The sequence below is a fragment of the Mangrovimonas aestuarii genome (assembly GCF_028767185.1).
Lineage (GTDB): Bacteria > Bacteroidota > Bacteroidia > Flavobacteriales > Flavobacteriaceae > Mangrovimonas_B > Mangrovimonas_B aestuarii.
Genome location: NZ_JARACK010000002.1, coordinates 149,925 through 162,626, shown reverse-complemented (window position 1 = coordinate 162,626; position 12,702 = coordinate 149,925). Strand labels below are relative to the sequence as shown.

Genomic DNA, 12,702 nt, shown 5'->3' with positions numbered 1-12,702 from the left:
GATGTGGAGATTCAAACCAAATACACCATGGCGCAGGAAACTGCATGAAATTATTTATGAGGCCGATACGCCTGCAGGCAAACTATTCGACCTTGTTCTCATGATAGTTATTGTCGCCAGTATTGTATTTGTTATGCTTGAAAGTATTAAACCTTTCGATGCTAAATATCACAAGTACCTGAATATTGCAGAATGGATTGTCACAATACTCTTTTCCATAGAATATATTGCAAGAATAATAACCGTAAAAAAACCCGTCAAATACATGCTGAGTTTTTATGGTATTATTGACTTTCTTTCAACCATCCCTAAATATCTTTCTTTAATTTTTGCTGGAACTCATGCCTTGGTAGCACTAAGGGCATTACGATTATTAAGAGTATTCAGAATTTTAAAACTAGCACGGTTTTTAGGAGCTTCAGATAATTTAGTAAAAGCACTAAGAGCTAGTCGAGCAAAAATCTCGGTTTTTTTGTTTGCTGTGCTTATTCTTTCGATCATATTGGGTACTATTATGTATATGGTAGAAGGTGATGCTTCTGGATTTACTTCTATACCAAGAAGTGTCTATTGGTGCATCGTTACACTTACCACAGTAGGTTTTGGAGATATAGCCCCACAAACTCCCCTGGGACAATTTATTGCTTCCCTTGTTATGATTTTGGGTTACGGCATTATTGCTGTTCCAACGGGAATAGTTTCAGCTGAATATTCCCAACAGAAAAAACCTGATGGTTCTGCAGCATCTGCATTACCATTAAATACACAATCCTGTCCTAATTGTTCGGCAACAAATCATACAGATAATGCCAAGTTTTGTGATCAATGTGGCCATTCATTAGAGTAAACTATAGAACAACTTTTTAAATCCGAACCCATTAAAACACAACTTCCTAATAAATATCTAATAAGTATTGTTGGTCCTACTGCAATTGGAAAAACCGCTTTGAGTATAAAACTAGCGCAACACTATAATACAGCTATCGTTTCTGCAGACTCTCGTCAGTTTTTTAAAGAGATGCAGATTGGGACAGCAGCACCAACAAAGGAAGAGCTTGATGCTGCTCCTCATTATTGTATCCATCATAAATCGGTTGAGGAAAATTATAGCGTAGGAGATTTTGAACGTGATGCTCTAAATATCTTAGACGAGCTTTATAAAACATATGATGTGGTAATCATGGTTGGAGGGTCAGGACTCTATGTAGATGCAGTTACTAAAGGACTGGACGATTTCCCGGATATTGATCCCAAAATTAGAGAAAACCTAAACATTATTTTGGAAACTCAAGGATTAGAGCCTTTACAACAGCAGTTAAAAGAACTCGACCCTGTTTCATATGAAAATATTGCTATTGATAATCCCCATCGAGTGATAAGAGCTCTTGAGGTTTCAATTGGCAGCAATCAACCTTACTCTTCTTTTTTGAATAAAGCAAAAGAAGACAGACCTTTTAAAACAATAAATATTGGACTAACAGCTGATAGACAAGTCATTTACGACAGGATAAATCTTCGTGTAGATTTAATGGTAAAACAGGGATTACTGGAAGAGGCTAAAGCCCTTATTCCTAAACAGCAGCTCAATGCCCTGAATACTGTTGGCTATAAAGAACTCTTTAAATATTTTAATGATGAGTGGTCTTTGGAATTTGCCATTTCAGAAATAAAGAAGAACTCGAGACGCTTTGCTAAGCGGCAATTAACTTGGTTTAAAAGAAACCAAGAAACTATTTGGTTTGATTATAAAACCTCGGCCAATTCTGTTATTGAAACACTTAATAAGGTATTGATTGATCCTCCTAATTAAGAGTTCATTTATTCACTTAATGTTTACAAATTTTAGTTATTTTTAACATCACTAAACCACTACACCATGTTAGACTTTTTACTCTCTGGTGATGCTATTGTTGCCTTGCTCACCTTAACCTTTTTGGAAATCGTTCTTGGGATAGACAATATTGTTTTCATTTCCATAGCGGCAAACAAACTCCCTGAGCACCAACGTGGTAAAGCTACCAATATAGGTTTAATCCTAGCCATGGTACAACGTGTAATCCTTCTTTTCTTTGTCTCCTATTTAGTGGGGTTAAAAGAACCATTTTACCACCTGGAAACAAGCTGGATTTCAACGGCCATTAGTTGGCAAAGCATAATTTTATTTGCTGGTGGATTATTTCTAATCTACAAAAGTACTTCCGAAATACATGAAAAAGTTGAAATGCCAGAACATGGTGAAGAAGGCATTAAAAAGAAAGTGCTAGATACGTTGGGTAAAGCCGTTTTTCAAATCGTAATTATCGACTTTATCTTTTCTATAGATTCCATTTTAACTGCAGTAGGAATGACCAACGGCCTTTCACCAGATCCAAATCACGCTCTAGTCTTGATGATTATTGCTGTAGTTATATCCATACTAATTATGATGCTGTTTGCCAACCCAATACGCAATTTCATTAATGAGCATCCATCTATGCAATTATTGGGTCTAGCATTCCTGATATTAATTGGTTTCATGCTAATTACAGAAGCAGCACACCTGTCTCACACCGTGGTTTTCAATAACGAAATAGGAGCTATTCCTAAAGGCTATCTGTATTTTGCCATTGCTTTCTCTCTATTCGTGGAGTTCCTCAACTTCCGAATTAAAAAGAAAATTGAAAGGAAAAAATCTCAAAACGTATAAAATGACAGAGCCTAAAAACATTAATATACACCGATCTAACAAAAACTTTTTCCTTCTTGTCCTTTTAGCTATTGGAATATGGTATTTAGGAGTCAAAGCTATTAAAGCTCCATATCTATTAATCCAAATTGCCGGCTATCTTAATTTAATATTGTCAGCTACCATCAGCATTATAGTGATTAAAAACCTATTTAGTTTTAAACCTGTAATCACTATTAACGATAAAGGTGTTTATGACAGACGCATTATGAAAGAGGCAATACCTCATGGTGAAATTGAAAATATGGAATTGGTTATGTTGGGAAAGCAAAACCACCTTCAATTAACACTTAATGGCAATGTATCCAGTAAAAACTTCAAAACTTTTTATAAAATAACCGCAAAACGCCAACTGGAAACTACTCCCAAAACAATCAATATCAATTTAGAGATGTGTATGGTTGATTATGGTAAATTATTAAATGTGGTAAATAAAAAACACCACTAAGTACTTAAAGAATAAATTATTCATACTTTTTTGGTTTATTTATTTTTCATTGTTTCAACATAATACAATTAAATTAGTAGGAAATACATTTCATTCCTGTTATATTGAGCTAACCATTAGCAAATAACATTATGTTCTATAATAAAGATGTAAATTTGCCTCAATTATTAGCAGTTATCAGTTTCCATGCACAATAAAACCATAACAAGCCCTCAAAACACATATATTAAGCAGCTAGTTCAGCTTAAGGACAAATCTCGTGATCGACGTAAGTCTAATTTGTTTCTTATTGAAGGGGTACGCGAAGTAAAATTGGCTGTAAATGGAGATTATGAGTTGGATACGGTTTTATTTGTTCCAGAGGTCTGTAATGAAGAAGAAATAAATACCCTTCTTAAAAAAAAACAAAATCCAAACCGTATAGAAATCTCAAAAGAAGTCTATCAAAAATTAGCACACCGAGATTCTACAGAAGGTCTTATTGCTGTTGCCAAACCTAAAAAGCACAAATTAAAGGATTTAGAACTTAACAGTATAAGTCCATTGATTTTGATCGCAGAAGCCCCAGAAAAACCGGGTAATATAGGTGCCTTGTTACGTACCGCCGATGCAGCTAATGTTGATGCGGTAATAATCGCCAATCCTAAGACAGATTTTTATAACCCTAATATCATCCGTTCGAGTGTAGGCTGTGTTTTTACCAACAACATTGCTACTGGAACTACTGTGGAAATTATAGATTTTTTAAAGAACAATAACATCAACATGTACTGTGCTGCTCTTCAAGCTTCAGTAAATTACCATACTCTAGATTACACAAAACCTACGGCCATTGTTGTAGGCACTGAAGCTACTGGACTAACAGACGAATGGCTTGAGGCATCAACACAAAATATTATTATCCCCATGCAGGGAGAAATAGATTCTATGAACGTCTCTGTTGCTGCAGGAATCCTTATTTTTGAGGCAAAACGCCAACGTGGATTTGAATAATATTCAATCCTTATAATTTCAATTTTTATTATAACTTTTCAATTGACAACATGACCGCAGAAACGCTATTCTATATAATCATAGGAATCATTATTCTCAACTTCATAGTTGACAAGGCTCTTGATGCGCTTAACGCCAAGCACTTCAACGATCCTGTTCCCAATGAGCTTGGTGATGTTTATGAAGAGGAGGAATATAAAAAATCGCAAGCCTATAAAGCTGCAAATTATAAGTTCGGAGTTATGAGCTCTACTTTTTCGATAGCTTTAACTCTAGCGTTCTTGCTGTTCGATGGTTTTGAAAAGGTTGACAATATCGCTCGAGGATTTACTGACAAACCTATTCTCATTGCTTTAATATTCTTCGGAATTATTATGATAGGCAGTGATTTGATTACAACCCCATTCTCCTATTACAAAACCTTTGTGATTGAAGAACGTTTTAAGTTCAACAAAACAACAAAAATGACCTTTGTTCTCGATAAAATTAAAGGCTTGCTGATGACTGCCTTATTAGGTGGCGGTATTTTAGCATTGATCATTTGGTTCTATCAATTAACCGGCAACCAATTCTGGTTATATGCTTGGGGTATAATTACTTTATTTACGGTATTTATGAACATGTTCTATTCTAGACTGATTGTGCCTTTATTTAACAAACAAACCCCATTGGAAGATGGTGATTTAAGACAAAAAATTGCAACTTACGCTGAGTCTGTTGGATTTCAGTTGAGTAAAATATTTGTAATCGACGGTTCTAAGCGAAGTACTAAAGCCAATGCTTATTTCTCTGGCTTTGGCAGTGAAAAACGTGTTACCTTATACGACACCTTAATAAACGACCTTGAAGAAGACGAAATAGTAGCTGTATTGGCCCATGAAGTAGGTCACTACAAAAAGAAACATATTATCTTCAATTTAATCACATCGATACTTTTAACCGGTTTAACTTTATACATCCTTTCTATTTTTATTTCTAATCCGCTTTTATCGAATGCACTAGGTGTTGACATACCAAGTTTTCATGTTGGTTTAATTGCTTTTGGGTTGCTTTATAGCCCTATTAGTGAGATTACAGGACTGGTAATGAATTTTATGTCCAGAAAGTTTGAATACCAAGCAGACGACTATGCTAAAAACACCTTTGCTTGGGAACCATTAATTAGTGGACTTAAAAAACTTTCGAAGAACAGCTTGAGCAACCTTACCCCTCATCCAGCTTATGTGTTTATGCACTATTCTCACCCAACATTATTACAGAGAATAAGAAATTTAAAGTCTTAAAAAGGCTGCTCAAAAAAACTAGATTTTATTGTATGTTATAATACTTTATCCTATTTTTAGTTTTATGACAGAAATTGATATAGACAAGGAAAATGCTGCCATTGCAAAGGCCTATAAAGAGCTTTTAAAGGTAAGCTACAGAACCTTAAGTGATGACGATAAAAAATTGATCCGCTCGGCTTTCGATGTTGCATTGGATGCCCATAAAGATCAACGCCGTAAGTCTGGCGAAGCTTATATATTTCACCCTATAGCAGTTGCTAAAATAGTTGCCTCCGAAATTGGACTTGACGCAACCTCGATTGCCGCCGCACTTTTGCACGACGTAGTTGAGGATTCCGATGATTATACCACAAAGGATATTGAAAAGAAATTTGGAAAAACCGTTGCTAGAATTGTAGATGGTCTTACCAAGATATCTTCTTTAGAAGGTAATCAGGATATGGATATTTCCCTGCAGGCAGAAAACTTCCGTAAAATGCTGCTTACACTCAACGACGATGTTAGAGTAATTATCATTAAAATTGCCGATCGCTTGCACAATATGCAAACTATGGCAAGCATGCGCCCCGATAAACAAGAAAAAATTGCATCGGAAACACTCTACATCTACGCCCCCCTCGCACATAGAATTGGTCTTTACAATATTAAAACCGAATTAGAAGACCTTGGACTCAAGTATACTGAACCCGACGTATACTATGACATTCTTAACAAGATAAAGGAAAGTAAGGAAGAACAAGACGAATATATTAAAGCTTTTAGTGATGTTCTTAAAGCCTCCTTAGATAGAGAAAAACTTGAATACAGTATTAAAGGACGTCCTAAGTCTATTTTTTCTATCAGAAGAAAGATGCTTAAACAAGGGGTTTCCTTTGATGAAGTATACGATAAATTTGCCGTTAGGATTATTTATAGAAGTGATGCCGAAAACGAAAAATTCTTGGCATGGAAAATATATTCAATAGTTACAGATCACTTCCGACCTAACCCAATCCGATTACGCGATTGGATATCCTCTCCAAAATCCACAGGTTATGAAGCCCTTCACATTACTGTAATGGGACCAGAAGGACGCTGGGTGGAAGTACAGATTCGTAGTGAACGCATGAACGAAATTGCCGAAAAAGGCTATGCCGCCCACTACAAATACAAGCAATCTGACGAGAAAGAAGATAGTCTAGAGGAATGGATAAATCGTCTTCAGGAAGCTTTAGAAAACCCAGAGGCCAATGCTGTTGATTTTGTAGAGCAGTTTAAGCTCAACCTGTATTCCAAAGAAATATTCGTTTTTACACCTAAAGGAGACTTAAAATCCTTACCCAAAGGCGCCACTCCACTCGATTTTGCTTTTAGCATCCATACCGAAGTTGGAATGAAAACTCGTGGCGCTAAGGTAAACGGAAAACTCGTCCCACTTAACCATGAATTAAAAAGTGGTGATCAGGTAGATATCCTTACTTCGGAAAACATTAAACCAACAGCAAACTGGTTAGATTATGCCACTACAAGCCGTGCCAGAAGTAAAATAAAATCTTCGTTAAAAGAAGAAAAGAAACGCATTGCCGAGGATGGAAAAGAGATTCTAAGACGGAAACTAAAACAGCTTAAGATAGAACTTAACGAAAGGACTGTTAACGAAATGGTAAACTACTTTTCTCTTAAGACTAGTTTAGACTTGTTCTATCGTGTAGGTATTGGCACTATAGACAATAGCATGCTTAAAAATTATGCAGCTTCACGTAGTAACGTGCTAATGAGTTTTATCAAGAGTAAAATCAGAAAACCAAAAGTCAATAAAGAAGAAATCGAGAAACAGGAAATAACCACTAACTACGATCAGTTGGTTTTTGGTAAGGATGAAGAACACCTCGATTATAAATTGGCTAGCTGTTGTAACCCTATTCCAGGAGACCTTGTTTTTGGATTTATAACCGTAAGTGAAGGCATTAAAGTTCATAAAAAGAATTGTCCTAATGCTCTTAGTTTACAGTCTAACTACGCTTACCGAATCATTCAAGCTAAGTGGATCGACTCTACCCAACAAGAATTTGCCGCTCAAATTATTCTTTCTGGAATAGATAACCTCGGACTTGTTAACGACATCACAAAGGTTATTTCATCAAATATGCATGTTAACATGAAGAGTATCAGTTTTGAAAGCGATAGTGGGGTATTTACAGGTAAAATCAATGTTGTTGTACCAAACAACAACTTACTGAACAAGCTAATAAACAACCTCAAAAAAATTAATGGTATAGATAAAGTGTCCAGAGTTTAAAAATAAGTGTAAATTTGCGTTTGGAAATATGAGCACGAAAACAAACACTAAAAATCAGGAAATCGTAAAGAATGTCTTTACAAATTTCCTCGAAGAAAACGGGCACAGAAAAACACCGGAACGTTATGCTATCCTTCAAGAGATATACAATAGCGAAGAACATTTCGATATTGAATCGTTATATCTTAACATGAAGAATAAAAAGTACCGTGTTAGCCGTGCTACACTATACAATACCATAGAGTTACTGTTGGAGTGCGGTTTGGTACGTAAACACCAATTTGGTCAGAGTCAGGCGCATTACGAGAAATCGTATTTTGACAAACAGCACGACCACGTAATCCTGACAGATACCGGTGAAGTGATTGAGTTTTGCGATCCTCGAATACAATCTATCAAAAAAACTATAGAAGAGGTTTTCGATATCGAAATCAAAAACCACTCACTCTACTTTTACGGAAACAGAAAATCAACTAAATAAGAATTCTTAATTTTTTATAAATGGCAGTAGATTTACTACTAGGACTTCAATGGGGAGACGAAGGCAAGGGAAAGATTGTTGATGTACTAACCTCTAAATATAATATTATTGCACGCTTTCAAGGTGGACCTAATGCAGGGCACACTTTGGTTTTTAACGGTAAAAAGCATGTATTGCATACCATTCCTTCGGGAATTTTTCACGACGATGCCATTAACCTTGTTGGTAACGGAGTGGTTATCGACCCTGTTATTTTCAGAAAGGAACTAGAAAAGCTAGACGAACAAAATGTGAACTACAAAAAATCACTTTTAATCTCTCGTAAGGCTCATATTATTTTACCTACTCACCGTTTGTTGGATGCTGCTAGTGAAGCGTCTAAAGGGAAAGCCAAAATTGGCTCTACCCTTAAAGGTATTGGCCCAACTTATATGGATAAAACGGGACGTAACGGAATTCGTGTAGGTGATTTAGAACTTAGCGACTGGCAAGAACGGTACCGTGCATTAGCTGACAAGCATGAGGCTATGATTAAGTTCTACGATGTAGATATCCAGTACAACTTAGATGAATTGGAACAGGAATTCTTTGCTGCCGTTGACATTTTAAAAGGACTTCAGTTCATTGATAGTGAAGAATACATATTCCAAGCTCAAAAGGACGAAAAAACTATTTTGGCAGAAGGTGCTCAAGGATCTTTATTGGATATTGACTTTGGTACTTACCCATTCGTTACTTCAAGTAACACTACTGCAGCTGGTGCTTGTACAGGTTTGGGTGTAGCACCTAACAAAATTGGTGATGTTTATGGTATCTTCAAGGCTTACACTACCCGTGTAGGTTCTGGACCATTCCCTACTGAGCTATTTGATGAAAATGGTGCTACTATGGCTAAGGTTGGTAACGAGTTTGGAGCAACCACTGGTCGTCCACGTCGTTGTGGATGGCTGGATTTAGTAGCTCTAAAGTATGCTTGCCAAGTAAATGGAGTTACTCAGTTGATGATGATGAAAGCCGATGTGCTTTCTGGTTTTGACACCTTAAAAGTATGTACTGAATACAAATACAAAGGAGAAACCATTTCACATTTACCATACAACATCGAACCAGAAAATGTAGAACCGGTTTACACCGAAATGAAAGGTTGGAAAGAAGACCTTACTAATATGACCGATGCAGACAGCTTACCTCAAGCACTTAAGGATTATATTGAATTCTTGGAAAAAGAGCTTGAAACGCCTATCACTATTGTATCGGTAGGACCTGATAGAAAAGAAACTATTTTCAGATAATCCTATTCTGAATCACAAATATCAAAACCTGCCCTCTATTTTCGGGCAGGTTTTTTTGTATTAAATATTTCTTAAGGACATTGATTCAACTCTATTTTAATCATTATTTTTGCTCATAAACACTACAATTTTGAAAGTACCCTATCGTCTTTTATTATGCCTCTTTATCGGGGTATTGAGCAGTTTAAATTCTGTAGCTCAGGAACAAAAGCGAATCACCATAAAATACTCAGGTTTCCTGACTGTAGACGAAGAAAAATACCCTGGAGCCAAAGTCCTTACCAGAAACGACCAGAGCCAAGTGCACATTGTTCATGAAGGTGTAAACATGTGGTGTGATCAAGCCATTCATTACGCCAATGACGATTTTATTGAAGCATATGGTAATGTCAAGATGATTCAAGGTGATACTATTAATATGGTTTCGAACTATGTTGAATATAGCGGAAAAACTCAATTGGCCTTTGCTAGTGGTAATGTTAAGCTAACAGACCCCAGCTCAACGTTAACCACGGACACATTGTATTTCGACCGCACAAGGCAACAAACCTATTACCAAAGTGGTGGTACCGTAGTTCGAGATACATCTGGAACCATAACCAGTAGAATTGGACGTTATTATATGGATACTCAAAAGTATAAATTTGTTGACAATGTGGTTTTGGTTAATCCTGATTATACAATGGAAACGCAACAGCTGGATTATTACACAGAAACAGGGTATGCTTTTATGTATGGGCCAAGTACAATAACAGGTGAAGAAAGCAAAATTTACTGTGAACGAGGTTTTTACGACACACAAAACGATACTGGTTATTTTGTAAAAAAATCACGTATTGATTACGACAATCGTATTGTTGAAGGAGATAGTTTGTTTTTTGACCGTAATCGCAGTTTTGCATCTGCAAACAATAACATTAAAGTTACGGATACTTTAAATCATAGTATTATCAAAGGGCATTATGCTGAAGTCTATAAGGATAAAGATTCCGTTTTTATAACCAAACGCGCTTTGGCTATTACCGTTCAGGATAACGACTCTATTTATATGCACAGTGATACGCTTATGGTTACAGGAACACCTGAACATCGTATTACTAGAGCTTTCAGGAATGTGAAAATGTACAAATCGGATATGAGTGGAAAAGCAGATTCGGTTCATGTTGACCATAAAACGGGACTTACCCAAATGATAAATCTATCGCGATTGTCAAGTGGTGATGCCTTTGCCGTAAAACGTCGTCCAATTTTATGGAATATTGACAACCAAATGACAGGAGATACAATACATCTAAAATCGAACCCTAAAACAGAGAAACTAGATTCCCTCATTGTGTTCTACGACGCCTTTTTAATTAGCAAAGACACTCTTGATGATGGCTTCAACCAAATTACTGGCAAGCGGTTGGTTGGACTATTTGATGACAACAACAATTTGAATACAGTAGACATTATAAAAAACGCTGAGTCCATTTATTATTTACGCAACGAGAACCAAGAACTGGTAGGAATTGACAAATCTAGATCAGGGTCAATGAAACTTTTCTTCTCGGAAAATATGATTGATGAAGTACGTAAGATAAAACAAGTTGATGGTGCAACTTACCCTGAAGAACAATTCCCTGAAAATGTTCGTAAACTAAAAGGCTTTGATTGGCGTGGTGATGAACGCCCCTCAAGCGTCGAAGATTTATTCAAGGGTGACCCTCCTTTGGAGTTACCAGTAATTAAAGGATTAGATCCTTATGAGCCTCAAGAAGAGTTTGTTGACGAAAAAATGCTAAAACGTATTGAAAAAGCGGATAAGGAATCTAAACAACAAACAAATGATACATTGCCTTCAAGGGCATCGAGAACATTACCAAAAAAAATAAACAAAGCTCCAAAGCAACAACAATTAAAGTCCCTTAATCCTAATCTTAAAAAGCAATAATGCGAGACGACTTTTTTAAATATCAGGCTCAGACCTCCCCTCACCCCTTGGCTATGGAAATATCATATGCCGATGGTTCTTACATATACGACTCTAACAACAAAGCATATTTAGATTTTGTTGCAGGGGTGTCAGCCTGTAGTTTAGGACATAAACATCCAAAAGTGGTTACCGCCATCAAAGAACAGTTGGACAAGTATCTGCATGTTATGGTTTATGGTGAATACATCCAAAAACCCGCGGTAGAATTAACCAAATACTTAGCAGAACATCTTCCATCATCATTAGAAACAACCTACCTAACAAATTCAGGTACAGAAGCTATAGAAGGAGCTATTAAGCTAGCAAAACGTGCAACCGGAAGAAGTGAAGTAATTTCCGCTAAACATGCCTATCATGGTAATACTATGGGATCCATGAGTGTTATGGGTTATGAAGAACGCAAACAAGCGTTTAGGCCTTTAATTCCTGGAATTAATTTTATAGAATTTAATAACGATGTCGATTTAGAAAAAATCACCAACAAAACAGCTTGTGTTATTCTGGAAACCATTCAAGGAGGTGCAGGATTCATTATGCCTAAAGAAGATTACCTTACAAAAGTTCGCAAGCGTTGTGATGAAGTTGGAGCATTGTTAATCCTAGATGAGATACAACCAGGTATTGGTAGAACAGGAAAACTTTTCGGTTTTGAACACTTTAACTGTATTCCTGATATTTTAGTTACAGGGAAAGGTCTCGGAGGAGGACTTCCTATTGGAGCATTTACAGCTTCACAGGATTTAATGTCGCTTCTTAAAGATCAACCCAAACTAGGACACATTACCACATTTGGCGGACACCCCGTCATAGCAGCTGCCGCTTTGGCAACATTAAAAGAAGTTTGCGAAACCGATTTAATGGCTCAAACGTTAGAAAAAGAACAGCTGGTCAGAGAACACCTTAAACATCCTCTAATTACCGAAATACGTGGTAAAGGCCTTATGCTTGCTGCATTTACACCTTCGGCAGACATTACCAGCGAAGTTATTTTAAAATGTCAGGATAACGGTTTAATCCTATTTTGGCTACTTTTCGAACCAAAAGCGATTAGAATAACCCCTCCCCTCACCATTACAAATGAGGAAGTTATTGAAGGTTGTGGCATTATTATTGATGTTTTAAACAGTATAAATATATAATCTAACCTTCTAGCAAGAAAAGCTATCTTTCAACAACTCACCAACCTAACCCACTGTTGATTACTTTGTTAAAAACATTTAGACA

General features: G+C 36.4%; 11 protein-coding genes. All 11 read left to right on the top strand.

The window, feature by feature from the left end; translation table 11 throughout:
* The first annotated feature begins 1 nt into the window (after position 1).
* Positions 2 to 847: an ion transporter gene (locus PWU04_RS03490; RefSeq protein ID WP_274474425.1), complete on the top strand. Its 846-nt coding sequence runs from the start codon at positions 2 to 4 to the stop codon at positions 845 to 847.
* A gap of 30 nt (positions 848 to 877) precedes the next feature.
* Positions 878 to 1,810, top strand: a complete 933-nt coding sequence (miaA, locus tag PWU04_RS03485; RefSeq protein ID WP_274474671.1) for a tRNA (adenosine(37)-N6)-dimethylallyltransferase MiaA — start codon at positions 878 to 880, stop codon at positions 1,808 to 1,810.
* A 66-nt stretch (positions 1,811 to 1,876) separates the two neighbouring features.
* Positions 1,877 to 2,686: a TerC family protein gene (locus tag PWU04_RS03480; protein WP_274474424.1), complete on the top strand. Its 810-nt coding sequence runs from the start codon at positions 1,877 to 1,879 to the stop codon at positions 2,684 to 2,686.
* Position 2,687: 1 nt separating this feature from the next.
* Positions 2,688 to 3,173: an STM3941 family protein gene (locus tag PWU04_RS03475; protein WP_274474423.1), complete on the top strand. Its 486-nt coding sequence runs from the start codon at positions 2,688 to 2,690 to the stop codon at positions 3,171 to 3,173.
* Positions 3,174 to 3,359: 186 nt separating this feature from the next.
* A complete protein-coding gene (locus tag PWU04_RS03470) occupies positions 3,360 to 4,166 on the top strand; it encodes a TrmH family RNA methyltransferase (RefSeq protein WP_274474422.1) in 807 nt (268 codons plus the stop codon).
* Between the two features lie 50 nt (positions 4,167 to 4,216).
* Positions 4,217 to 5,449, top strand: coding sequence for a M48 family metallopeptidase (locus PWU04_RS03465; RefSeq protein WP_274474421.1), 1,233 nt, complete (start codon positions 4,217 to 4,219; stop codon positions 5,447 to 5,449).
* Positions 5,450 to 5,513: 64 nt separating this feature from the next.
* Entirely contained in the window at positions 5,514 to 7,730 is a 2,217-nt protein-coding gene (locus PWU04_RS03460) for a RelA/SpoT family protein (RefSeq protein ID WP_274474420.1), read from the top strand.
* A 28-nt stretch (positions 7,731 to 7,758) separates the two neighbouring features.
* Complete coding sequence (locus tag PWU04_RS03455; RefSeq protein ID WP_274474419.1) at positions 7,759 to 8,211, top strand: Fur family transcriptional regulator; 453 nt, start codon at positions 7,759 to 7,761, stop codon at positions 8,209 to 8,211.
* 20 nt (positions 8,212 to 8,231) lie between these two features.
* Positions 8,232 to 9,503, top strand: coding sequence for an adenylosuccinate synthase (locus PWU04_RS03450; protein WP_274474418.1), 1,272 nt, complete (start codon positions 8,232 to 8,234; stop codon positions 9,501 to 9,503).
* A gap of 127 nt (positions 9,504 to 9,630) precedes the next feature.
* A complete protein-coding gene (locus tag PWU04_RS03445) occupies positions 9,631 to 11,436 on the top strand; it encodes an OstA-like protein (RefSeq protein WP_406600939.1) in 1,806 nt (601 codons plus the stop codon).
* Positions 11,436 to 12,617: an aspartate aminotransferase family protein gene (locus PWU04_RS03440; RefSeq protein ID WP_274474416.1), complete on the top strand. Its 1,182-nt coding sequence runs from the start codon at positions 11,436 to 11,438 to the stop codon at positions 12,615 to 12,617. Before PWU04_RS03445 ends, PWU04_RS03440 begins: the two co-directional genes overlap by 1 nt.
* Positions 12,618 to 12,702: the final 85 nt, after the last annotated feature.

Excerpts from the sequence above, each read along its gene's own strand:
- PWU04_RS03490 (WP_274474425.1), top strand. The coding sequence starts at position 2 with ATGTGGAGATTCAAACCAAATACACCATGGCGCAGGAAACTGCATGAA.
- PWU04_RS03480 (WP_274474424.1), top strand. The coding sequence starts at position 1,877 with ATGTTAGACTTTTTACTCTCTGGTGATGCTATTGTTGCCTTGCTCACC.
- PWU04_RS03475 (WP_274474423.1), top strand. The coding sequence starts at position 2,688 with ATGACAGAGCCTAAAAACATTAATATACACCGATCTAACAAAAACTTT.
- PWU04_RS03470 (WP_274474422.1), top strand. The coding sequence starts at position 3,360 with ATGCACAATAAAACCATAACAAGCCCTCAAAACACATATATTAAGCAG.
- PWU04_RS03465 (WP_274474421.1), top strand. The coding sequence starts at position 4,217 with ATGACCGCAGAAACGCTATTCTATATAATCATAGGAATCATTATTCTC.
- PWU04_RS03460 (WP_274474420.1), top strand. The coding sequence starts at position 5,514 with ATGACAGAAATTGATATAGACAAGGAAAATGCTGCCATTGCAAAGGCC.
- PWU04_RS03455 (WP_274474419.1), top strand. The coding sequence starts at position 7,759 with ATGAGCACGAAAACAAACACTAAAAATCAGGAAATCGTAAAGAATGTC.
- PWU04_RS03450 (WP_274474418.1), top strand. The coding sequence starts at position 8,232 with ATGGCAGTAGATTTACTACTAGGACTTCAATGGGGAGACGAAGGCAAG.
- PWU04_RS03440 (WP_274474416.1), top strand. The coding sequence starts at position 11,436 with ATGCGAGACGACTTTTTTAAATATCAGGCTCAGACCTCCCCTCACCCC.